Raw genomic sequence first — 21,321 nt, forward strand, 5'->3', positions numbered from 1 at the left:
ACCCAGAAGGGAAGAGATCGCCATGCTCGATAGTTGTCAGAACGCTCAGGAACGCTGGGGTGGGGTTCACAAGCTGATCGATCGCTGGCTGGAGGAGCGCCAGGAACTGGTGCAGGCTTTCCGCGCATTGCGCGACGCCAAGCCGGCCTTTGCCGACAAGGATACGAACGGGGACTTTTGCACACTCCTTGTCGACTACGTTTCGGCGTGGCATTTCGAAGTCAGCGAACAATTGGTCAGTGAGGCTAAGGCGTTTGGTGATACGCGAGGCCTGGAACTGGTCACGCAGATCAATCCGCGCATTGATGAAAGCACCCAGTTTGCACTGGCCTTCAATGACCATTGCGATAAAGGCGAATGCAAGGACACCGAACGCTTCGCCGAGAAGCTGTCCAAGCTGGGAGCCCTGCTGCATGAGCGCTTCGAACTTGAAGACTGCCTGATCGAGGTGCTGCACAACGCGCACAAGGAAGAGGGCGCGGTCGAGGCCTGACGGCGCAGGTCAATCAGCAACTGCCAGCAGTTCGATCTCGAACACCAGAGGGGTGTAGGGTGCGATCAGATCACCCGCACCCTCGGCACCATAAGCTTGCGCCGACGGAATCACCAGGCGCCATTTGGCGCCGGTGCGCATCTGCGGCAACGCCACCTGCCACCCTTCGATTACCGAATCCAGGTTGAACCATTGGGGTGTCTGGTTCTGGTCGAATACCGAACCATCGGGCAGCCTGCCCACATAACGCACCTGCACCTTGCCGCCAGCTTTGGGCTGCGCGCCCGTACCTGCCTGCAGCTCGCTGTAGAGCATGCCCCCCGGTAGTTCGTGTACACCGTAACGACCGCGCTCGTTGGCCATGAAGCGTGTCTCGGCAGCTTGCTGTTTCTGCGCGGCGGCATCGCCTTCCTGCGCTTCATGTTGCTGCAGCACAGCCTGCATGCGTGCCTTGTCGAGCTTCAGCGGTTGCCCTTGGTAAGACGCACGCAGGGCTTCGACCAATGTATCCAGTTCCAGGTCCGGCATCTCCTGGCGCAGCCGCTCGCCCAGGCTGGCGCCAAGGCTGTAGGCCAGGTCGTGTTCATCATTGTTGGCCAGGGCGAGAGGGGCCAGCAGGCATAAACCTAAAACTAGATAGCGAGGCATGATCAGTTCCTGCGTCAATGAGCAGGGAATTATGCCAGTGTTCAGTTTTGTATTGTGCGTACTTGCAGGCCCTGCAGGAGCGGCCTCGTGTCTCGATGGGGGGCGAAGCGCCCCAGGATTTGTGCATCGCATTTGATAATGCCGGGGCTGCTTCGCTCCATCGCGACAAGGCCGCCCCTACAGGGCACGGCGCAGTTCAGATAGTTGCCGAATATCTGCAATCATTTATTCAGCAACTACACTTGCTCGGAGCTGCAAGATAACAACTTTGCCCAGGCATGCAACGCGGCGTAAACAATACTGTCAACATGCCCTAGCGGCGGTAGCAGCAGAAGCATAGTATGAGCCGCAATCTCATCAGCCAGGAGGTAAACCATGTCGGCCAAGAAGAAGCCAGTAAGTACGCCGTTACACCTGCTCCAGCAACTTTCGGGCAGCCTGCTCGAACACTTGGAGGATGCCTGCTCGCAAGCGCTGGCTGATGCGGAAAAACTGCTGGCCAAGTTGGAAAAGCAGCGTGGCAAGGCCCAGGAAAAACTGCACAGCGGTCGTCAGAAACTGCAAGACGCGGCCAAGGCAGGTAAAGCCAAGGCACAGGCCAAGGCACATAAAGCCATTGGTGAACTGGAAGAATTGCTCGATTCTCTCAAGGAACGTCAAACCCAGACCCGTTCCTATATTCAACAACTCAAGCGCGATGCCCAGGCCAGCCTCAAGCTGGCTCAAGGTGTAGGCAAGGTTCGCGAAGCCGCAGCCAAGGCCCTTGACCAGCGCGCTGCAGCCAAGCCAGCGGCCAAGGCCACCGCAACTGCCAAACCGGCGGCGAAAACCGCTGCTGCCAAAACTGCAGCCAAGCCAGCAGCCAGAACCACTGCAACTGCCAAACCAGCGGCCAAAACTGCTGCTGCCAAACCGGCGGCCAAGCCAGCAGCCAAAACCGCTGCTGCAGCCAAGCCGGCAGCCAAGCCAGCGGGCAAAACTGCTGCAGCCAAGCCGGCAGCCAAGCCAGCGGCCAAAACTGCTGCAGCCAAGCCGGCAGCCAAACCAGCGGCCAAAACTGCTGCAGCCAAGCCGGCAGCCAAACCAGCGGGCAAAACTGCGGCTGCCAAACCGGCGGCCAAGCCAGCAGCCAAAACCGCTGCTGCAGCCAAGCCGGCAGCCAAGCCAGTGGCCAAAACTACTGCAGCTGCCAAGCCAGCGGCGAAGACCACCGCAGCTGCCAAGCCAGCACCAGCCAAAGCCACCGCTAGCAAGCCAGCCGCGAAACCCGTCGCTGCGAAAGCGCCAGCCCGTACGGCGGCCAAGCCAGCCGCGGCCAAACCTGCCGCCAGCAAGCCAGCCGAAGCCAAACCGGCTACGCCTGCCGCCAGCAGTCCGGCCGTCGCAACCAACTCGGCCACCCCTGCCGCTTCGGTAGCACCTTCGGCACCCGCCAGTACCCCGGTTCAGGCGCCTTCTTCGGCGTCCTGAAGCGCGGTCGCCGCGACGCGCAACTGGTCCAGCGCGTCGTGGTGGCGGACCAGGTCCGGCGCCAGCCGGGCCAGCCAGTCGCCCGCGGGCACGTCAGCGTCCGTGGGCCACTGTTGTGCACACGCTTGCAAGCGTTCCAGCAAGGCCTTCTCCGCCTGCAGTTCCAGCTGCTTGACCTGGTCACGCAACGCCACCAGCTGCGCATCACCCTGCGCTGTCGCGCGCCACTGTTGGCGCAGGCTGCGTAACGGCGCGACCACGTCACGTTGCCAGGGCTCGGCAACCGCGCGCAACATCTGCGCGCGCTCGTCCAGCACGGCCACGCCAAGTGCTTGCAGCCAGGTTGCGCACAGCAACAGGCAGACATCGCCACCCTGGGCCTGCAAGGCGAGGCAGGCCGCTTCCACGCCGGGCCTGGCATACAGGGCCAGGGCGTGATTCCACAGGTCGGTGTGCATGGTTCCACTCGCGCTATGGGCCGAGGAAGCTGGTAGACTCCGCGACCATCATGATCAGACTATCCAACCTCACTTTACAGCGTGGTCCGCAGCGCTTGCTAGAAGGCGCCGAGATGACCCTGCACGCCGGTCACAAGGCCGGCCTGATCGGCGCCAACGGTGCCGGAAAATCCAGCCTGTTCGCCTTGCTGCGCGGTGAGCTGTCGCCCGATGCCGGCGATTGCCAACTGCCCGGAGACTGGCGCATCGCCCACATGCGCCAGGAGGTAGACACGCTCGACCGCCTGGCTGTGGATTATGTGCTCGACGGCGACGCGCGCCTGCGCAAGGTCCAGGCCGAGCTGGCTGCAGCCGAGCAGGCGCATGACGGCACGGCCCTGGCGCGCCTGCACAGTGAGCTGGAAAGTGCTGACGGTTATACCGCTGATGCCCGTGCCCGCAAGCTGTTGGCCGGCCTGGGCTTCACCAACGAGCAGATGGACCGCCGCGTCGGCGACTTCTCCGGTGGCTGGCGGATGCGCCTGAACCTGGCCCAGGCGCTGATGTGCCCGTCCGACCTGTTGCTGCTCGACGAGCCCACCAACCACCTGGACCTGGACGCGATCCTGTGGCTGGAGGACTGGCTCAAGGGTTACCCCGGCACCCTGTTGTTGATCTCTCACGACCGCGACTTCCTTGATGCCGTGGTCGACCATGTGCTGCACGTCGAGCAACGCAAGCTGAACCTGTACAAGGGCGGCTACACCGCCTTCGAGCGCACCCGTGCCGAGCGCCTGGCGCAGCAGCAGCAGGCTTACGAGAAGCAGCAGGCGCAGCGCGCGCACATGGAAAAGTACATTGCCCGCTTCAAGGCCCAGGCCACCAAGGCCCGCCAGGCCCAGAGCCGAATCAAGGCCCTGGAGCGCATGGAGGAGCTGTCGGCGGCGCACGTTGATTCGCCGTTCGACTTTGTCTTCCGCGAGTCGCAGAAGATTTCCAGCCCGTTGCTGAGCCTGTCCGAAGGCCGCCTGGGCTACGGTGACAAGGCCATTCTCGACAAGGTCAAGCTGCAGCTCACTCCAGGGGCACGCATCGGTCTGCTCGGCCCCAACGGTGCCGGCAAATCGACCTTGATCAAGAACCTGGCAGGCGAGCTTGAGCCGCTGTCGGGCCGCCTGGTACGTGGCGAGAACCTGGCAGTGGGTTACTTCGCCCAGCATCAGCTGGACTCGCTGGACGACAAGGCCAGCCCGCTGCTGCACCTGCAGCGCATCGCCCCTGCCGAACGTGAGCAGACCCTGCGCGATTTCCTTGGTGGTTTCGACTTCCATGGCGACCGTGTCGACGAGCCGGTAGTGAACTTCTCCGGTGGCGAAAAGGCCCGTCTGGCGCTGGCGCTGATTGCCTGGGAGCGGCCGAACCTGCTGCTGCTTGACGAACCGACCAACCACCTCGACCTGGAAATGCGCCTGGCACTGACCATGGCCCTGCAAGAGTTCGCCGGTGCTGTAGTGGTGGTGTCCCACGACCGTCACCTGCTCAAGAGCACCACCGACGACTTCCTGTTGGTGGCCGACGGCAAGGTCGATACCTTCGACGGTGACCTGGACGACTACAGCCGCTGGCTGGTCGAGTACCGCCAGCGCAGTGCGCCGGCCAGTAGCGCCCCGGTCAACCCGGACAAGACCGACAAGAAAGCCCAGCGCCAGGCTGCCGCAGCCTTGCGCCAGCAACTGGCTCCGCACAAGAAGGCCGCCGACAAGCTCGAGACCGAGCTCAACCAGGTGCACGCGCAGCTGGCTGAGATCGAAACCGCGCTGGGTGATGGCGGCCTCTACGATGCGGCGCGCAAGGATGAACTGCGTGAGCTGCTGGCGCGCCAGACCAGGCTCAAGCAGCGCGAGGGCGAACTGGAGGAGGCCTGGATGGAAGCGCTGGAAACCCTCGAAAGCATGCAGGCAGAGCTCGAGGCACTGTCCTGATGGAGGAACTGCGTTCGCTGCTGCCAGGGCAATGGATGGACACCTTCTGGCTAGGCCTGCAGATTCTGCTGATCCTGATCGCGGCGTTCGTCCTGCAACGCATTATTGCCCGTGGGCTGAGCCGCCTGGGCCAGCGTTATCCGCTGCCGCCGGAGTTGCTGGTACCGGTGCGTGGTGGCCTGCGCTGGCTGATCATGGGCAGCGCGCTGCTGTTCGTGCTGGAGCGCCTGGGTGTATCGGCGACCGTACTGTGGACAGCATTGTCCGGTTTCGTCGCGGTAGCGGCGGTGGCCTTCTTCGCCATCTGGAGCGTGCTGTCCAACCTGCTTTGCGCGGTGCTGATCTTCACGGTCGGGCCGTTTCGCATCGGTGATGTGGTCGAACTGGTCGACACCCTCGACAAGCCGGGCGTAAAGGGCCGGGTCATCGCCATCAACCTGCTGTTCACCACCCTGCTGGAAATGCCCGAGGCGGGTGGGGCGCTGGTACAGGTGCCGAACAGCCAGTTTTTCCAGAAGTCAGTGCGGCGCTGGCGCGGGACAGAGGTGCAGGCGATGCATCAAGATGCGTCGGTCGAGGCTGACTGAACCTGTACCGGCCTCTTTGCGGGTACAGGCAATCCAAATCCTGCAAAATCTGCTGGTTATTTTTTCATCAACGCCTTAGCTTAACGTTTTGCAGCATATGTGCGAGCGAGGTGTGCGATGTCGATGGAAGTATGGTTGGGCTTCTTTGCCGCCTGTTGGGTGATCAGCCTTTCACCCGGCGCCGGGGCAATTGCCTCGATGTCCAGCGGCCTGCAATACGGTTTCTGGCGTGGTTACTGGAACGCCCTGGGCTTGCAGCTGGGCCTGATTGTGCAAATCGCCATCATCGCCGCCGGCGTCGGTGCCGTCCTGGCCGCTTCGGCCACGGCTTTCCATATCATCAAATGGTTCGGTGTCGCTTATCTCGTGTACCTGGCCTACAAGCAGTGGCGTGCCCTGCCGATGGACATGAGCGATGAGTCCGGCGTGCGACCGATCGGCAAGCCACTGAGCCTGGTATTCCGTGGCTTCCTGGTCAACGTCAGCAACCCCAAAGCACTGGTGTTCATGCTGGCAGTGCTGCCGCAGTTCATCAACCCGCATGCCCCGCTGCTGCCGCAGTATGTGGCTATCACCGTGACCATGGTCGCCGTCGACATGCTGGTAATGGCAGGCTACACCGGCTTGGCTGCGCGGGTACTTCGCCTGCTGCGTACGCCCAGGCAGCAGAAGCGCCTGAACCGGACCTTTGCCGGGTTGTTCATTGGTGCGGCTACCTTCCTGGCCACCCTGCGCCGCGCGCCAATCTGACAGACCCAGGGGTTGCTTTGCAGCCCTGTCGCGACACAAGGCCGCTCGCCCAGGGATCGCGTAGCGGCCTTCGCTATTTCGGCTTGTCCACCAACCCCTTGAGCAACTCCACCGGCAGCGGAAAGACGATGGTAGAGCTCTTGTCCCCGGCAATCGCCCCCAGTGTCTGCATATAGCGCAGCTGCATCGCTCCCGGCTCCTTGCTCAGCATCTGTGCCGCCTGCATCAGCTTCTCCGAAGCCTGCAATTCACCTTCTGCATGGATTACCTTGGCGCGCCGTTCGCGCTCGGCCTCGGCCTGGCGGGCAATGGCGCGCACCATCGACTCATTGAGGTCGACGTGCTTGATCTCGACGTTGGCCACCTTGATGCCCCAGGCATCGGTTTGTGCGTCCAGCACCTGGCGGATGTCCACGTTCAGCTGTTCGCGTTCGGCCAGCAACTCATCCAGTTCGTGCTTGCCCAGCACCGCACGCAACGTGGTCTGGGCCAGCTGGCTGGTCGCCACCAGGAAATCCTCGACCTGGATGATCGCCTTCTGTGGGTCCAGCACGCGAAAATAGACCACGGCATTGACCTTGACCGAGACGTTGTCGCGGGTGATCACGTCCTGCGGTGGCACATCCAGCACCACCGTGCGCAGGTCGACCCGCACCATTTGCTGTACCACCGGAATCAACAGGATCAGCCCCGGCCCCTTCACCTGCCAGAAACGCCCCAGCTGGAACACCACTGCGCGCTCGTACTCGCGCAGGATGCGGAATGCCGATAGCAACAGCATCAGCAGCACGACCAGCACCGCGCCGAAACCCAGTTGCATGAACATGGTCACTCTCCTTGCGCCGCGGGGGCGGCGGCGCTCACTTGCAGCATGACGCCATGGCGTGCCGTTACCCGCACGCTCTGGCCTGGTTGCAGCGGCGTTGCACACTGCACCTGCCATTGTTCGCCCTGGGCCAGGACCACGCCGCAGAACGGGTTGCCGGCCAGTACCCCGGTGACCGTGACCAGGCTGCCGACCAGGCCGGCGTCGCCGCTGACCAACGCCCGTCGTCGGGCCTTGAGGGCCATGCCCATCACCCCGCCAATCAGCAATGCCGAGAGCAACGCCAGGGTGCCGATCAAGGCCAGTGGAATGCCGAAGCCAGGGGCGTCGGTGTCGATCAGGATCAGCGCGCCCACCACGAAAGCGACGATGCCGCCAAAGCCGACCACGCCGAAACTGGGCAAGAAGGCCTCGCCGATCATGAAGGCGATGCCGAGCAATATCAGCGCCACCCCGGCAAAACTCACCGGCAACAGCTGCAGCGCATACAGGGCCAGCAACAAACAGATGCCGCCAACCACGCCACCGACCGTCGAGCCAGGGTTCATGAACTCGAACAGCAGGCCGTAAACGCCGACCATGATCAGGATCAGCGCCACGCTGGGGTTGGTGATTACCGCCAGTACCCGTGTACGCCAGTCCGGCAGGTGCTCGACCAGGCTGGCGCCGGCAGTCTGCAGCTGGCGGGCCTGGCCCGCGACGGTTAGGGTTTGGCCATCGAGCTTGCGCAGCAGCCCGGGCAGGTCATCGGCTACCTGATTGATCACGTTCAGTCGCAAGGCCTCGCTGGCGGACAGGCTCACTGCCTCGCGCACGGCCTTCTCCGCCCAATCGGCGTTGCGCCCGCGCAGCTGCGCCAGGCCACGCATGTAGGCCGCCGCATCATTGACCTGCTTGCGCGCGAGGGTTTCGTCATCGCTGCCTTTGGCCTTGTCCTCCCTGGCAGGGCCGGGTGGGCCGCCGATCTGTACTGGCGTGGCGGCCCCCAGGTTGGTCCCTGGTGCCATGGCAGCGATGTGGCTGGCGTAGAGAATGTAGGTGCCGGCGCTGGCGGCGCGGGCCCCGCTTGGGGCAACGAAGGTGGCGACCGGCACCGGGCTGGCGAGAATCGCCTTGATCATCTGGCGCATGGCGCTGTCCAGCCCGCCCGGGGTATCCATGCGGATAACCACCAATTGCGCACCTTGTTCCTGGGCTTGGCCAAGGCTACGCACCAGATAGTCGGCGCTGGCCGGGCCGATGGCATCATCGATGCCCAGCACCCACACTGCACCGGGCGCGGCCTGGCCGCCAGGCGTGATGCCAAGCAGCAACAGCAGCAACAGCCAGCGCCAGCAGCGGGCGATCACCTGTCGTCACCTCGTGTGTTGTATTGCACAAGTTTAGCCCTGCCAGTCGGTTCCCGGCCTAAAATTGGACATTGGGGGGCGAAACCGGAGGTGCATCATGCGTATGGCAAAGACCCTGCAGGATCGCCTGAACAAGGCCAACTGCGACTACGACATCATTCCCCATCCTCATTCGGCCACCAGCCTGGAATCGGCCCGCACCGCCGGCGTACCCGCCGAGCGGGTTGCCAAGTCGGTGGTGCTGGATGACCGTCATGGCAACTACATCATGGCCGTGTTGCCGGCCAACCGGCATCTGGACATGAGCAAGGTGCGCATGTCCGGGGCCTGGCAACTGACCCGCGAGAGCGGCCTGCCGAGCCTGTTCGGCGACTGCGAACGCGGTGCCGTGCCGGCGCTTGGCGATGCCTACCAGATAAAGATGTTGCTTGATTCGAGTCTTACCCGCCAAGGCGATGTCTACCTGGAGGCGGGTGATCACGATCATCTGATTCACATGAGCATGGAGCAATACCTGAAGCTGGTGCCGCGCGCCGAAGTGTGCGAGCTCAGTTGATGCTCTCAACCCATGCCGGGCCGGCATCGTCGACGACCGGCCCGGCGCCGAGGAGGAACCATGGACAAGCCGATTCATCCTTTGTCGGAGATTTTCAAGCAGTTGGGGTTGTCTGACGATCCGGTCGAGATCGACCGTTTCATCAGCACCCATTCGCCGCTCGATGACGATGTCAAACTGGTTGATGCGCCTTTCTGGAATGATGCACAGCGCGATTTCCTGGTCGAGAAATACATTGCGGATGACGACTGGATTCCGATGATCGACCAACTCAACGAGGCGCTGCACCCAAGCAAGAAATAAAGCGCCGAGTGGTGCCTGACGAGTGATTGGCCGTTGCTATGCTCAGGAAAACAACAAGGGGATAGCGCGATGAAAGATCCCTACGCACCGGGCTTCTGGTGCTCCGTGACGATCCTGGGCACCCTGACGGCCAGTTACTTCTATGGCATCAGGCAGACGCAACAGATGAACCAGGCCGTGCATTTTCTGTATGCCGCTGCCGCAGTCACCGTGGCGGTGGCCCTGGTGGCCCTGGCCTGGATCGCCTGGCAGCAATTGCACCTGAACAAACGCGAAGTGGTGCAGGGGCGAACGTTGCTGACCATCTGGAACACCAAGGTCGCGCTGCGCCGCGTCGAAACGGTGTTCGATCGCTATTTCTGGGGCAGCTACTGGCATTCCGGGCGCACTTTCGAAGAAGTCATGGGCGAGCTGAAGGGCACCCCGCTGGAGCAGAGCCTGGATGCCCTGAAACGCCAGTGCAGGGCGCTCGACCGCGAGATTCATGACCATCATCACCACTGGCTGGCCAATGCCCGCGACCTGTCCAGCGTTGCCCAGGCAATGGCCCGTGAGCGCTACCAGCTGGACCTGGGCGAGCCCACCCGCAGCGGCCACGGCAACACCGCCGTGCTCAATCGTGACCTGGAAGTACTGGTGTACACCTGGTCGGCACGCCTGCGCAGCTTCGATCATCAGCTGGACGAGCTGGAGCGCGCTTACCATTGAGTTCGTTCATTCGCCGCGGATGTACTGCTCCAGTTGCAGGATCAGGCGGGCCTGTTCGGCAATGGTTTCCTTGACCAGGTCACCGATCGACAGCAGGCCGAGCAACTCGCCATTGCTGACCACCGGCAGGTGGCGCAGGTGGCGGTTGGTCATCAGGTTCATGCAGTACTCGAGGTTCTGCTTCGGCTCCACCGTCACTACCGGCGCGCTCATGATCTCGCGCACCGGCGTGGCGGCGGAGGAGCGGCCCTTGAGCACCAGTTTGCGTGCATAGTCCCGTTCACTGACGATACCCACCACCTGGTTGCCCTCGACCACGGGCAGCGCACCGACGTTTTTCTCCGCCAGCAGTTTCAGGGCGTCGAGTACCGAGTCATCCGGGCCGATGGTGTAAACGGTCTGGTGCTGGGACTTGGTCTTGAGGATTTGTTCGACGGTCTTCATACGAGCCTCTGCGGGTGGAAAAGCCATGTCTCGGAGTAAATAAAGCATCCGGCACGGCGCTCTGCACGGCAATGCAGGAAACGGCATGGAGGCGATTGAAAAACGTCATGAGGGTAGGTTGCCTGTACCAGCCTCTTCGTGGCTTCAGCCGCGAAGAGGCTGGTACAGCTGGCTCAGAGCTTCGGCATCTGTCCGATCCGCGCCACCATCTCGCTTACTACCTGCAGGTCCAGCATGAACTGTTCCACGGTCTTGAACTCGTTGTCGTTGTGCCCGGTGTATTTCACGTCCGGCATGGCCAGGCCGAATTGCACGCCGTTGGGCAGGTCGTGCACCGAGGTTGCCCCTGCCGAGGTACCGAACTCGTGCTTCATGCCCAGGTTCTCGGTGGCGACGTCAAGCAGAGCCTTGACCCATTCGCCTTCGGGGTTGCGGTACATCGGCTCGTCCAGGCTGTAGTCGAAGGCCACCGAGGTGTGGCTTTGGCGCGTCCAGTTGCCCAGTTTGTCGGCCAGTTCGTCCTTGATCGTGGCGATTGGCTTGCCTTTGGGAATGCGCAGGTTCACGGCCAGTTTCAGGCCCTTGTCATCAACCCCGACAAAGGTCAGCGAGGCCGTCAGCGGGCCCATGAACGGGTCCTTGAAGGCCACGCCGAGCTTGTTGCCCAGGTAGTCCAGGCCCCAGTTGTCGGCGGCGTAGCGGGCGGCATCGGTAAAGTGGTTGTGCTTGATAGGCACCTGCTGGCCGAGACCGTTGATGAAATCGAGCATGCGCGCCACCGGGTTGACCCCGGATTCCGGTTCCGAAGAGTGGGCGGAAACGCCAGTTACCGTCAGCAACACATTGTTGCCCTCGGGTTTGGCGTCAATCCTGAAATCGCCGCCATGCTGCTTCACGTACTTGGCGCCGGCTTGCTGCAGGCGCTTGGCAAGCGCTGCCGGGTTATCGGAGACCAGTGTCGCCACGGAAGTGGTCGGGATCTGGTTGGTAGCCAGGCCGCCGGTCAGGTTGACGATTTCTGCGCCTTTGCCAGTGGCCGGGCGCTTGCTGAAGCTGGCCATGATCGTGCCATAGCCTTTTTCGGCGATGACCACCGGGTAGCCGCCATCGAGCGCCAGGTTGTAGTCGGGCGTGGGGTTGCGTTCGAAGTAGTACGGGATGGCATCGCCGCTGGTTTCTTCGGTGGTATCGATCAGCAGCTTGAACTGCCGGGCCAGGGGCAGGTTCTCGTCCTTGGCCACCTTCAGTGCGTACATCGCCACGACAATGCCGTTCTTGTCGTCTTCGGTGCCGCGCCCATACATGCGGTCGCCGACCAGGGTTACCTTGAACGGATCCAGGCGCGTGCCATCGGCCAGCTTCCAGTTGTCCGGGTTGACCGGCACCACGTCGGCATGGGCGTGGATACCTACCACTTCCTTGCCGCTGCCCAGCGAAATCTCGTAAACCCGGTTGTCGATGTTGCGGAATGCCAGGCCGAAGCTCTCGGCAAGGGCCTTGATCTTGTCTGCCATCTTGAGGAATTCGGGGTTTTCGTGCTGCGGCGTGCCTTCGACGTTGAAGGTCGGGATGGCCACCAGTTCACGCAGGGTTTCGCTGGCAGCCTTGCCGTACTTGATGCGGGTGTACAGGCCGAGCAGGCGGTTGATCTCGTTCTGCTGCTCGGCTGCCAGGGGCTTGCCGGCCAGGTAGGCGTCGAGCGTTGCCTCGAGGTTGTCGGCCTTGGCCAGGTCGCTGCCTTTGAGCTTGCCGATGAACTGCTTGAAGTCACTTGGCTGGCTGCCGTCGAAGGCTTTGACGATGGCCGCCGACTGTTGCTGGGTGAGGTTGGCCTGGGCCGGTTGGGTGAAAAGACCGATGCTGGCCAGCAGCAAGGTGGTGGCGGTAAGTTTTTTCAGGTGCATGGTTGTGCGCATTCCTTCGCCAATCATTGTGTGGGTTACCCGTCCGGAAACGGGAAGACACCCACGCTAACACCAATGACCCTTGGCACGGGAGTGCCAGAAACGCGACATGTCGCACAAACGAAAAAGCCCCGGGCACGTTGCCGGGTCTCATTCGGTGCTTCTGTTCCGCTCCGAACAGGGTTTACACCACGCAGCCTGGGGCGTAGGGCAGCGCGGGATTCGCGTGTACCCTGTGCCTGCGCTTTTTCAGAAGTGACCCCGTGAGAATGGAAGCAGACAACAACACCAAGTCCCACTACACCTACCAGGCCGTATACCGGTACCTGCTCGACTGGATCGAGGCCTCACCGTCGGATGTTGAACAGCGCCTGCCGTCGTTGCGCCAGCTGGCCCAGCGCCTGAACGTGTCGGTGTCCTCTACCAAGTACGCCTATTCGCTGCTGGAAGACGAGGGCCGGGTGTACGCGAGGCCCAGGCACGGCTACTTCACCCGGGCCAGCAAGGCACCGCTGCACGGCGAATGTTCACCCAGCCTGCTCGACACGGTGTTCTCCAGCGCCCGCCAGCCAGGCATGCTGGCCCTGAGCAGCGATGCGCCGGCCATGCTGCGTTCGCTGGAAAAACCGCTGCTGATGATCGAACGTGAACTGGCGCGCCAGTACCCACGTTCCCATGCGCCGTTGTACCAGCCGTTCGGCGAGCCGGAGCTGCGCGGAGTGCTGGCCGACCGCTACACTCGCTCGCCACAGCGCTACTGGCATGCCGAGCATGTGTTCATCGGCTCGGACCTGCGCAGCATCCTCGAGCTGTCGCTGCGTGCCCTGAGCCTGGAAGGCCAGGTAGCGCTGGTCGAGTCGCCTTGTTCCTGGGCGGTGCTGCGCCAGTTGCTGGCGGCGCGCATGACCATCGTCGAGGTACCGTTGCGCGCCGACGGCCGTTTCGACCTGGAGCAATTCCGCCAGTTGCTGCATGCCCAGCCCGTGCGCCTGGCGGTGCTGTCGTCGGCCACCAACGTACCCCAGGGCGGGCTGATGCCGGCTGAGGACAAGCAGCAGATCTGCCGCTGGCTGGCCGAGCAGGATGTGTGGCTGTTCGAGAACGATGGCTATGGTGAGTTCTGCTTCGAGGCCTCGCCGGCCCGCTATCGCGACTTCGCCGACCCCGATCGTTTGCTGGTGTTTTCCACCCTCGACAAGGTCATTGGCTCCGAGGCGCCCTATGGCTACCTGCTGTGCCGGCGCCATATCGCGCAATTGCAGCAACTGTTTCTGGAGCGCGCCTTCCGCCTCTCGCCGATACGCCAGAAGGCCATCGCCAGGTTGTACGCCTCACGCCGGGTCGACCAGCACGTGCAGTTGCTACGTGCCATGCTGCACGAGCGCATGCAGCACATGCACGGCCTGCTGCAGCTCCACGGCCAGGGCTACCTGCGCTGGGGCGCGCCTCAGGGTGGGGCGAGCCTGTGGCTGGAAGCGACCCGGCCGGTAGAAATGCGCCGGGTCTTCCAGCGCCTGTTGAGCCAGCGCATCGTCATAGCACCCGGGGAAATCTTCAGCCAGCAGGGCCTGTGGCGCAGCCATCTGCGGCTGTGCTACACGCTGGACTGGAGCAAGGATATTCCCCAGGCGCTGCAGCGCCTGGTCAAGGCGATCCAGGACGAGGCTCAGACCCCATAGCAATGGTCGAGCGTCGGGAAGGTGCCGTCACGCACCTCGTCGCCGAAGCGTGCGCAGGCCTCGCGAATCACCCCGGCGACATCGGCGTACTGCTTGACGAACCGTGGCACGTGCTCGCCCCCCAGGCCCAGCAGGTCCTCGGTGACCAGCACCTGGCCATCACAGGCCGGGGAGGCACCGATACCGATGGTCGGCTTGTCGCTGGCCTCGGTAATGGCCCTGGCCACTGGCTCGGCGACGCCTTCGAGCAGCAGGGCGAAGGCGCCGGCGCGCAGGTTGGCGCGGGCGTCGGCCAACAGTGTCGCGCCGCCTTCCGAACTCAGGCCTTGGGCCTTGTATCCGCCCATGACGTTGACGAACTGCGGCATCAGGCCGATGTGCGCCATCACTGGCACACCGCGCTCGACCAGAAATGCCACGGTGCTGGCCAGCACCTGGTTGACTTCCAGTTTCACTGCGGCGCAGCCGGTGCGGGCCAGCACCTCGGCACAGTTGCGAAACGCCTGCTCAGGGCTTTCCTGGTAGCTGCCGAACGGCATGTCGGCGATCACGCAGGCCAGGCGCGTGCTGTCGACTACCGCGCGGGTATGGGCGATGGTCTCGTCCAGGCGCATGCCCAGGGTGGAACTGCGGCCGTAGCCGACCATCGCGGTGGAGTCACCGACCAGGATGAAGTCGACCAGAGGGTCAATTACCTGGGCAATCGCGCTGGAGTATGCCGTGAGTGAGACGATCTTCCGGCGGCCCTTCATGGCCACCAGTTGCGGGACAGTCATGCGTCCGTTACGGACTTGCGTGCTCATCAGTTTGTCTCCGGTTTTTCCAGGCCGGTAATGGCTTCAGGAGTGGCCCGATTATTGGCTTTATCGGGCAAAACTCAATGTACAGATTCGGGCGAAAAAGCGACTCAGACGCGCTTGCTGATTGTTTTGGCCGCCTGCGACGGTGACCATTCGTCCCGACCGATGCTGCGCCATCGTTGCCCTATGGCTGGTTAGATTGCATCTGGCCCGGAACAAGAGGAATCGTGGCTGACTCGATGCTGTTGACCTCAGAGGAGGTCGCCGAGCTGACCGGCCCAAGGTGCTGCGATCGCTGGTTGTGGGGCGGCTGGGTGGAGGCGGGCGGAAGGGGCCGTTGGTGCGAGAGCCGCAATTGCGCTTATCTAAGCGCCAAACAAAAAGCCCCGGCAGGAATGCGCGGGGCTTTTGCTGTCACGCTGCTGTTATGGCCGTGGCCTGCTGTCAGCGTGAAACCACGGAAGTGGCGAAATTCATGGCGCACTCGGCGGGATTCGAACCCACGACCCCTGCCTTCGGAGGGCAGTACTCTATCCAGCTGAGCTACGAGTGCAACGCGCACGCATGATACCCATCTGTGCCGATGGCGTCCATCGCCTTGATCTGTAGGTTTTTTCTCTCTGTCGTCGAGGAGGTACTGGTCGGGCTGAAGTTGCACTGCCGCCAGTCGGGCTCGGTCGGTTACCGGGTGCTGGTGATCGATCTGGCCAGGCATTCTGATTCATCCCTTCCGGGAGGGCCGTCGGTCCTCCCATCACATTTCCTTCGGCCCGTTCGTCTAACCTGTACTGGCCTCGTCGCGGGTTAGCCCGCGCAAAGGCCGGGTGCCATTGTGCGAAATCATGAATTTTGCCCCGGGTGTTCAACCATTCGTTCTTTTTTTCGAACAGCCTATTGTCCAACACCCCAGCAGCCGCTTAGCATTCGTTTGAGATTTCAAACGCTCGATGCCCTGCCTTGGGCGCTTTTCAACAATCAACAATTCGGGAAGCCGACATGCAGCTCAAAGACGCTCAGTTGTTCCGCCAGCAAGCCTACATCAACGGTGAGTGGCTGGATGCGGACAACGGCCAGACCATCAAGGTGACCAACCCGGCCACCGGTGAAGTCATCGGTACCGTGCCGAAGATGGGCACTGCGGAAACCCGCCGCGCCATCGAAGCTGCCGACAAGGCCCTGCCGGCCTGGCGCGCCCTGACCGCCAAAGAGCGCTCGGCCAAGCTGCGTCGCTGGTTCGAACTGATGATCGAGAACCAGGACGACCTGGCGCGCCTGATGACCACCGAACAAGGCAAGCCGCTGGCCGAAGCCAAGGGCGAAATCGCCTACGCTGCCTCGTTCATCGAGTGGTTCGCCGAAGAGGCCAAGCGTGTCTACGGCGACACCATCCCTGGCCACCAGCCAGACAAGCGCCTGATCGTCATCAAGCAGCCAATCGGTGTTACCGCGGCCATCACCCCGTGGAACTTCCCGGCTGCCATGATCACCCGTAAAGCCGGCCCGGCCCTGGCCGCTGGCTGCACCATGGTGCTCAAGCCTGCCTCGCAGACCCCATACTCCGCCCTGGCCCTGGTCGAACTGGCCCACCGTGCCGGCATCCCGGCTGGCGTGCTGAGCGTGGTTACCGGCAGTGCCGGCGAAGTTGGCGGCGAGCTGACCGGCAACTCCCTGGTACGCAAGCTGTCCTTCACCGGCTCGACCGAAATCGGCCGCCAGCTGATGGAAGAATGCGCCAAGGACATCAAGAAGGTTTCCCTGGAGCTGGGTGGCAACGCCCCGTTCATCGTGTTCGACGACGCCGACCTGGACAAGGCGGTCGAGGGCGCGATCATCTCCAAGTACCGCAACAACGGCCAGACCTGCGTCTGCGCCAACCGTATCTACGTTCAGGACGGTGTTTACGACGCGTTCGCCCAGAAGCTGGCTGCCGCTGTCGCCAAGCTGAAGATCGGTAACGGTCTGGAAGAAGGCACTACCACTGGCCCACTGATCGATGGCAAGGCTGTGGCCAAGGTTCAGGAACACATCGAAGACGCCGTTGGCAAAGGCGCCAAGGTGCTGGCCGGTGGCAAGATCATCGAAGGCAACTTCTTCGAGCCGACCATTCTGGTCGACGTACCGAAAACCGCTGCCGTCGCCAAGGAAGAAACCTTCGGCCCGCTGGCACCGCTGTTCCGTTTCAAGGACGAGGCCGAAGTCATCGCCATGTCCAACGACACCGAGTTCGGCCTGGCCTCGTACTTCTATGCGCGCGACATGAGCCGTGTGTTCCGTGTCGCCGAGGCGCTGGAATACGGCATGGTGGGTATCAACACCGGCCTGATCTCCAACGAAGTGGCACCGTTCGGTGGCATCAAGGCCTCGGGCCTTGGCCGCGAAGGTTCCAAGTACGGTATCGAGGATTACCTCGAAATCAAATACCTGTGCATCAGCATCTGATCGCAAGGTAACGGTTTTACCTCTGCCAGCGGGGCGCGAGAGCGACGTCTCGCTGGCCTTTTTGACATCGCAGTACCTGGTGGCCCGGGTGTTCACGGCAGTCGATCAACGAATACTGTTCGCGAGCACATCCAGCCACCCCCGAATAAAAGCGCCATTCAGAACGGCGCAATGAGGGCATTATGAGCAAGACCAACGAATCCTTGATGCAACGTCGTGTCGCCGCCGTCCCACGTGGTGTTGGCCAGATCCACCCGATCTTCGTCGATACCGCGAAGAATGCTACCGTGATCGACGTTGAAGGCCGCGAACTGATCGACTTCGCCGGCGGCATCGCAGTACTGAACACCGGCCACCTGCACCCGAAAGTGGTTGCGGCCGTGCAAGAGCAGCTGACCAAGGTCAGCCACACCTGCTTCCAGGTCCTGGCCTACGAACCCTATGTAGAGCTGTGCGAGAAGATCAACAAGCTGGTCCCGGGCGATTTCGCCAAGAAGACCCTGCTGGTCACCACTGGCTCCGAGGCAGTTGAAAACGCCGTCAAGATCGCCCGTGCCGCTACCGGCCGTGCTGGCGTCATCGCCTTCACCGGCGGCTACCACGGCCGTACCATGATGACCCTGGGCCTGACCGGCAAGGTCGTGCCGTACTCCGCTGGCATGGGCCTGATGCCAGGCGGCATCTTCCGCGCCCTGTTCCCGAGCGAACTGCACGGTATCAGCGTTGACGACGCCATCGCCTCGGTCGAGCGCATCTTCAAGAACGACGCCGAGCCGCGCGACATCGCCGCGATCATCCTCGAGCCGGTACAAGGCGAAGGCGGCTTCCTGCCAGCGCCGAAAGAGCTGATGCAGCGCCTGCGCGCCCTGTGCGACCAGCACGGCATCCTGCTGATCGCCGACGAAGTACAGACCGGTGCTGGCCGCACTGGCACCTTCTTCGCCATGGAGCAGATGGGCGTTGCGCCTGACCTGACCACCTTCGCCAAATCCATCGCTGGCGGCTTCCCGCTGGCCGGTGTGTGCGGCAAGGCCGAGTACATGGACGCCATCGCCCCGGGCGGCCTGGGCGGTACCTATGCCGGTTCGCCGATCGCTTGCGCTGCGGCCCTGGCCGTCATCGAAGTGTTCGAGGAAGAAAAACTGCTGGACCGTAGCAAGGCTGTGGGTGAGCGCCTGATCACTGGCCTGCGCGAAATCCAGAAGAAGTACCCGATCATCGGCGACGTTCGTGGCCTGGGCTCGATGGTTGCTGTCGAAGTCTTCGAGAAAGGCACTCACACCCCGAACGCTGCTGCTGTTGGCCAGGTTGTGGCCAAGGCCCGCGAGAAGGGCCTGATCCTGCTGTCCTGCGGCACCTACGGCAACGTCCTGCGGATTCTGGTTCCGCTGACCGCCGAAGACGCGCTGCTGGACAAGGGCCTGGCCATCATCGAAGAGTGCTTCGCTGAAATCGCCTGATGTGACCTGCTGCATAAAAAAACCCGCTTCGGCGGGTTTTTTTATGCCCACAGGCCCCCGCTGGCGCTATCGTTGTGGCAGGACTCGCTTGGCAAGCTGCAACGGACTGTATGTCAGGGATTTTCAGGAGTTTTGGCGATGAGCGCTGCGCCCCCCTCCCCACCAAGTGTACTGATCGTCGAAGGCGACCCTTGGGTACGTGACATGCTCAGCGAAATGTTGCTCAGCGTGCGCTGTGATGCCCGCCTGCAGGTCTGCGCCGATGGCGAGCAGGCACTGAGTGCGCTGGCCAGTCAGCCCGACCTAATCATCGCCGCGCGCGAACTGGCCGGTGTCGATGGCCTCGACCTGCTGCGCAGGGTTCGCGCCAAAGGGCCGGAGTTACCATTCATCCTGATGAGCAACCGCAGTGACAGCGCCAGTGTGCACGAGGCGCTGCCCCTGCACCCCACGGCCTACCTGAGCAAGCCGTTGAACCTGGACAACTTGCGCAAGCGCCTGGAAGAGTTGTTGCTGGCCGTTGGCGAAGCGATCGCTTGCCCGGCGCCCGTGTTGCAGGCGGGTGCCAGCCTGCCGGGTTATCTTGAACAGCGCCGTGCGAGCGCCGATGGCGGGCCGCTGATGGCTGATGTGCAGGCGGCGCTCAAGCGCGCACTCAACCCCCAGGGCCTGAACCTGAAGGTGCTCGAAGAGGAAGTGCGTAACGACCCGCAGATCACCGCAGTCCTGATTGCTGCGGCCAACAGCGCTGCGCTGCACCGCGAAGCACCGGTGCAGACCTTGTTGCAGGCCTTGAACAAGCTTGGCAGCACCCAGAGCATGAACCTGATCCTGGGCATGACCCTGAAACGCAGTGCACGCCTCAGCGACCCGTTGCTGACGAAGCATGCTGCCCGGTATTGGGGTCTTTCGCTGCATGCTGCCGAATATTGCCGTACCTTGGCACGCATGCTCGAACTGGACGAAGGGCGTTGCTACTGCGCAGGGTTGCTGCATTGCCTGGGTGACCTGGCAGTGCTGCGCTGCCTGCAGGAGTGGCGGCTGGCCGGGGGCGAGCTGGATGAGGGCCAGGTGCAGCGCTCGCTGGACGAGTTCGGTGCCGCGTTCGGTTCGGCGCTACGCACCCGCTGGCGGTTACCGTTGGCATTGCGCGAGTTGATTGCAGCGATCTACCAGCTGGGTGGTGGGGTATATTCGCGGGAGATACTGGCCATGAACCTGGCTGGACAGTTGTCGCGGTTGCCGGCTGGGCTGGAGCTGGGGCTGGAGAGGGTGGCCAACAGCAAGACGGCGCGCTTGCTGAAGATTGGCCTGCCGGAGCTGAGCCGGCTGCGCAAGGTACAGAGCCAGGAGGTTAAGCCGGAGGAAGAACCGCCAGTGACTGAGAAGGAGGTTTCCGGCTGAGATTTCGGGGCCGCTTTGCGGCCCCGGAATCTCAGCCGCGGACGATCTGGTTCTTGCCTTGGCGTTTGGCGCGGTACATGGCCGCATCGGCCCGGGCATACAGGCTGTCCAGAGTCGTATCTTCATCGCTTAGCGCGGTCACCCCCTGGCTTACCGTCACCCCATAGCTGTGCTCACCATGGCTGAAGCTCAGACGCTGGATGTGCCGCTGCAAGCGTTCGGCAATCTGCTCGGCCACCTGGGCGTTGCAGCCTGGGAATACCGCGGCGAATTCCTCACCACCAATGCGCCCGAACAGGTCTCCGCGGCGAAGCACGGCCTTGCCGCTGTCGGCGATACGCTGCAGTACCTGGTCGCCTTCCTGGTGGCCATAGCTGTCGTTGATGCGCTTGAAGTCGTCGATGTCCAGCAGCAGAAAGGCCAGTGGCGTGCCGTCTTCACGGGCACTGTCGAAGGCCTGCTGGGCGCATTCGAAGAAATGCCGGCGGTTGCTGCTCTGGGTCAGCACGTCGGTGGTGGCCAACCGCTGCAGCTCGCCTTCGAGCTGCTTCTTTTCGGTAATGTCCTCGGCGATGCCGACGATGATCACCCGGTCGCCATCGCGTTGCTGGTTGATGTAGCACTTGTCGCTGAGCCAGCGGACCTGGCCGTCGGCATTGAGGATGCGGTACTCGCGGTCTTCCACCGAGCCCTTGAGCAACACCTGGGCCAGGCTGCGCTCGGCGAACTCCAGGTCGTCGGGATAGATGCTGTCGCGCCACTCGTTATAGTCGGCCAGCACCAGGCTGGCGGGGCGGCCGAAGATGCGCTCGTAGGCGGGGCTGACATACAGCACTTGACGGGTTTCCCAATCGAAGGCCCAGAGCACGGCGTTGACGCTGCCGAGCAGCGAGCTGAACAGCTGCTCGCGTTCGCTCAGGCGGGCAACTTCGCCTTGCGCGTGAAGCAGCGCAAGCAAGGTTTGGGCGGCCTCGGGAGGCGGTGTGCCGGGCAATGTCGTTGGAATGTTCTTGGCCATGTGCACGAAGCAGGTCTCGACGTGAAAGCGTGCGGCCAGCATCCGGCCCGCCACGCGGGGCGAT

At 62.8% G+C, this 21,321-nt stretch carries 20 protein-coding genes and 1 tRNA gene; 12 read left to right on the forward strand and 9 right to left on the reverse strand.

The genetic code is table 11. The annotated features are described in order from the left end of the window. The first annotated feature begins 22 nt into the window (after positions 1–22). On the forward strand, positions 23–493 hold the full coding sequence (rsd, locus tag HU760_RS23685) for a sigma D regulator (protein ID WP_186674881.1): 471 nt from the start codon (positions 23–25) through the stop codon (positions 491–493). Positions 494–502: 9 nt separating this feature from the next. Here the strand turns inward: rsd and HU760_RS23690 are convergent, their stop codons facing one another. Further along, on the reverse strand, positions 503–1,141 hold the full coding sequence (locus tag HU760_RS23690; RefSeq protein ID WP_186674882.1) for an FKBP-type peptidyl-prolyl cis-trans isomerase: 639 nt from the start codon (positions 1,139–1,141) through the stop codon (positions 503–505). Positions 1,142–1,516: 375 nt separating this feature from the next. Between HU760_RS23690 and HU760_RS23695 the strand changes: the two genes are divergently transcribed. Then, positions 1,517–2,611, forward strand: coding sequence for an AlgP family protein (locus HU760_RS23695; RefSeq protein WP_186674883.1), 1,095 nt, complete (start codon positions 1,517–1,519; stop codon positions 2,609–2,611). Here the strand turns inward: HU760_RS23695 and HU760_RS23700 are convergent. Next, positions 2,587–3,069 (reverse strand): TIGR02444 family protein, encoded by a 483-nt coding sequence (locus HU760_RS23700; protein ID WP_186674884.1) that lies wholly within the window; start codon positions 3,067–3,069, stop codon positions 2,587–2,589. The two genes, HU760_RS23695 and HU760_RS23700, sit on opposite strands and share 25 nt — an antisense overlap. Before the next feature lie 50 nt (positions 3,070–3,119). Here HU760_RS23700 and HU760_RS23705 point away from each other — a divergent pair, with 50 nt between their 5' ends. From HU760_RS23705 to HU760_RS23715, 3 genes are all read left to right on the forward strand, one after another. After that, positions 3,120–5,030 carry an ATP-binding cassette domain-containing protein gene (locus tag HU760_RS23705; RefSeq protein ID WP_186674885.1) on the forward strand — a complete coding sequence of 637 codons (1,911 nt, stop codon included), beginning with the start codon at positions 3,120–3,122 and terminating at the stop codon, positions 5,028–5,030. Then, entirely contained in the window at positions 5,030–5,617 is a 588-nt protein-coding gene (locus HU760_RS23710; protein WP_186674886.1) for a mechanosensitive ion channel family protein, read from the forward strand. The genes HU760_RS23705 and HU760_RS23710 overlap by 1 nt, the downstream gene beginning before the upstream one ends. 117 nt (positions 5,618–5,734) lie before the next feature. Then, positions 5,735–6,367, forward strand: coding sequence for a LysE family transporter (locus HU760_RS23715; RefSeq protein WP_186674887.1), 633 nt, complete (start codon positions 5,735–5,737; stop codon positions 6,365–6,367). 73 nt (positions 6,368–6,440) lie between these two features. Here the strand turns inward: HU760_RS23715 and HU760_RS23720 are convergent, their stop codons facing one another. Together HU760_RS23720 and HU760_RS23725 are read right to left on the reverse strand one after the other, a co-directional pair. Further along, positions 6,441–7,193: a slipin family protein gene (locus HU760_RS23720; RefSeq protein ID WP_186674888.1), complete on the reverse strand. Its 753-nt coding sequence runs from the start codon at positions 7,191–7,193 to the stop codon at positions 6,441–6,443. 2 nt (positions 7,194–7,195) lie between these two features. Continuing rightward, positions 7,196–8,542, reverse strand: a complete 1,347-nt coding sequence (locus HU760_RS23725; RefSeq protein WP_186674889.1) for an NfeD family protein — start codon at positions 8,540–8,542, stop codon at positions 7,196–7,198. A 97-nt stretch (positions 8,543–8,639) separates the two neighbouring features. Between HU760_RS23725 and HU760_RS23730 the strand changes: the two genes are divergently transcribed. The 3 genes from HU760_RS23730 (at position 8,640) to HU760_RS23740 (ending at position 10,109) form a co-directional block, all read left to right on the forward strand. After that, positions 8,640–9,098: an aminoacyl-tRNA deacylase gene (locus HU760_RS23730; RefSeq protein WP_170027758.1), complete on the forward strand. Its 459-nt coding sequence runs from the start codon at positions 8,640–8,642 to the stop codon at positions 9,096–9,098. 60 nt (positions 9,099–9,158) lie between these two features. After that, positions 9,159–9,401: a DUF2789 domain-containing protein gene (locus HU760_RS23735; RefSeq protein ID WP_186674890.1), complete on the forward strand. Its 243-nt coding sequence runs from the start codon at positions 9,159–9,161 to the stop codon at positions 9,399–9,401. A 69-nt stretch (positions 9,402–9,470) separates the two neighbouring features. Continuing rightward, a complete protein-coding gene (locus HU760_RS23740) occupies positions 9,471–10,109 on the forward strand; it encodes an NADH:ubiquinone oxidoreductase subunit N (protein ID WP_170027760.1) in 639 nt (212 codons plus the stop codon). Positions 10,110–10,115: 6 nt separating this feature from the next. Here HU760_RS23740 and HU760_RS23745 read toward each other — a convergent pair whose 3' ends face one another. Both HU760_RS23745 and HU760_RS23750 read right to left on the reverse strand, forming a co-directional pair. Next, positions 10,116–10,553, reverse strand: coding sequence for a CBS domain-containing protein (locus HU760_RS23745; RefSeq protein ID WP_186674891.1), 438 nt, complete (start codon positions 10,551–10,553; stop codon positions 10,116–10,118). A 173-nt stretch (positions 10,554–10,726) separates the two neighbouring features. Then, entirely contained in the window at positions 10,727–12,457 is a 1,731-nt protein-coding gene (locus HU760_RS23750; RefSeq protein ID WP_186674892.1) for a dipeptidase, read from the reverse strand. 269 nt (positions 12,458–12,726) lie between these two features. Here HU760_RS23750 and HU760_RS23755 point away from each other — a divergent pair, with 269 nt between their 5' ends. Further along, positions 12,727–14,136: an aminotransferase-like domain-containing protein gene (locus tag HU760_RS23755; RefSeq protein WP_186675065.1), complete on the forward strand. Its 1,410-nt coding sequence runs from the start codon at positions 12,727–12,729 to the stop codon at positions 14,134–14,136. Here HU760_RS23755 and panB read toward each other — a convergent pair. Continuing rightward, positions 14,124–14,939 carry a 3-methyl-2-oxobutanoate hydroxymethyltransferase gene (panB, locus tag HU760_RS23760; RefSeq protein WP_186674893.1) on the reverse strand — a complete coding sequence of 272 codons (816 nt, stop codon included), beginning with the start codon at positions 14,937–14,939 and terminating at the stop codon, positions 14,124–14,126. The two genes, HU760_RS23755 and panB, sit on opposite strands and share 13 nt — an antisense overlap. Before the next feature lie 473 nt (positions 14,940–15,412). Beyond that, a tRNA-Arg gene (locus tag HU760_RS23765) sits at positions 15,413–15,489 on the reverse strand. A gap of 443 nt (positions 15,490–15,932) precedes the next feature. Here HU760_RS23765 and gabD point away from each other — a divergent pair. The 3 genes from gabD (at position 15,933) to HU760_RS23780 (ending at position 20,239) form a co-directional block, all read left to right on the forward strand. Next, positions 15,933–17,375, forward strand: a complete 1,443-nt coding sequence (gene gabD / locus HU760_RS23770) for an NADP-dependent succinate-semialdehyde dehydrogenase (protein ID WP_186674894.1) — start codon at positions 15,933–15,935, stop codon at positions 17,373–17,375. A 182-nt stretch (positions 17,376–17,557) separates the two neighbouring features. Continuing rightward, on the forward strand, positions 17,558–18,835 hold the full coding sequence (gabT, locus tag HU760_RS23775; protein ID WP_186674895.1) for a 4-aminobutyrate--2-oxoglutarate transaminase: 1,278 nt from the start codon (positions 17,558–17,560) through the stop codon (positions 18,833–18,835). A 138-nt stretch (positions 18,836–18,973) separates the two neighbouring features. Then, on the forward strand, positions 18,974–20,239 hold the full coding sequence (locus tag HU760_RS23780) for a response regulator (protein ID WP_186674896.1): 1,266 nt from the start codon (positions 18,974–18,976) through the stop codon (positions 20,237–20,239). Positions 20,240–20,270: 31 nt separating this feature from the next. On the opposite strand, the gene HU760_RS23785 is transcribed toward HU760_RS23780, so the two are convergent. After that, positions 20,271–21,299 carry a GGDEF domain-containing protein gene (locus HU760_RS23785; RefSeq protein ID WP_186674897.1) on the reverse strand — a complete coding sequence of 343 codons (1,029 nt, stop codon included), beginning with the start codon at positions 21,297–21,299 and terminating at the stop codon, positions 20,271–20,273. Positions 21,300–21,321 lie beyond the last annotated feature (22 nt).

The organism is Pseudomonas oryzicola, assembly GCF_014269185.2.
In the GTDB taxonomy this organism is placed as follows: domain Bacteria; phylum Pseudomonadota; class Gammaproteobacteria; order Pseudomonadales; family Pseudomonadaceae; genus Aquipseudomonas; species Aquipseudomonas oryzicola.

What these genes read in the sequence shown, in the direction of transcription:
- rsd (WP_186674881.1), top strand. Translation starts at nt 23, where the DNA reads ATGCTCGATAGTTGTCAGAACGCTCAGGAACGCTGGGGTGGGGTTCAC.
- HU760_RS23690 (WP_186674882.1), bottom strand. Translation starts at nt 1,141, where the DNA reads ATGCCTCGCTATCTAGTTTTAGGTTTATGCCTGCTGGCCCCTCTCGCC.
- HU760_RS23695 (WP_186674883.1), top strand. Translation starts at nt 1,517, where the DNA reads ATGTCGGCCAAGAAGAAGCCAGTAAGTACGCCGTTACACCTGCTCCAG.
- HU760_RS23700 (WP_186674884.1), bottom strand. Translation starts at nt 3,069, where the DNA reads ATGCACACCGACCTGTGGAATCACGCCCTGGCCCTGTATGCCAGGCCC.
- HU760_RS23705 (WP_186674885.1), top strand. Translation starts at nt 3,120, where the DNA reads ATGATCAGACTATCCAACCTCACTTTACAGCGTGGTCCGCAGCGCTTG.
- HU760_RS23710 (WP_186674886.1), top strand. Translation starts at nt 5,030, where the DNA reads ATGGAGGAACTGCGTTCGCTGCTGCCAGGGCAATGGATGGACACCTTC.
- HU760_RS23715 (WP_186674887.1), top strand. Translation starts at nt 5,735, where the DNA reads ATGTCGATGGAAGTATGGTTGGGCTTCTTTGCCGCCTGTTGGGTGATC.
- HU760_RS23720 (WP_186674888.1), bottom strand. Translation starts at nt 7,193, where the DNA reads ATGTTCATGCAACTGGGTTTCGGCGCGGTGCTGGTCGTGCTGCTGATG.
- HU760_RS23730 (WP_170027758.1), top strand. Translation starts at nt 8,640, where the DNA reads ATGCGTATGGCAAAGACCCTGCAGGATCGCCTGAACAAGGCCAACTGC.
- HU760_RS23735 (WP_186674890.1), top strand. Translation starts at nt 9,159, where the DNA reads ATGGACAAGCCGATTCATCCTTTGTCGGAGATTTTCAAGCAGTTGGGG.
- HU760_RS23740 (WP_170027760.1), top strand. Translation starts at nt 9,471, where the DNA reads ATGAAAGATCCCTACGCACCGGGCTTCTGGTGCTCCGTGACGATCCTG.
- HU760_RS23745 (WP_186674891.1), bottom strand. Translation starts at nt 10,553, where the DNA reads ATGAAGACCGTCGAACAAATCCTCAAGACCAAGTCCCAGCACCAGACC.
- HU760_RS23750 (WP_186674892.1), bottom strand. Translation starts at nt 12,457, where the DNA reads ATGCACCTGAAAAAACTTACCGCCACCACCTTGCTGCTGGCCAGCATC.
- HU760_RS23755 (WP_186675065.1), top strand. Translation starts at nt 12,727, where the DNA reads ATGGAAGCAGACAACAACACCAAGTCCCACTACACCTACCAGGCCGTA.
- panB (WP_186674893.1), bottom strand. Translation starts at nt 14,939, where the DNA reads ATGAGCACGCAAGTCCGTAACGGACGCATGACTGTCCCGCAACTGGTG.
- gabD (WP_186674894.1), top strand. Translation starts at nt 15,933, where the DNA reads ATGCAGCTCAAAGACGCTCAGTTGTTCCGCCAGCAAGCCTACATCAAC.
- gabT (WP_186674895.1), top strand. Translation starts at nt 17,558, where the DNA reads ATGAGCAAGACCAACGAATCCTTGATGCAACGTCGTGTCGCCGCCGTC.
- HU760_RS23780 (WP_186674896.1), top strand. Translation starts at nt 18,974, where the DNA reads ATGAGCGCTGCGCCCCCCTCCCCACCAAGTGTACTGATCGTCGAAGGC.
- HU760_RS23785 (WP_186674897.1), bottom strand. Translation starts at nt 21,299, where the DNA reads ATGCTGGCCGCACGCTTTCACGTCGAGACCTGCTTCGTGCACATGGCC.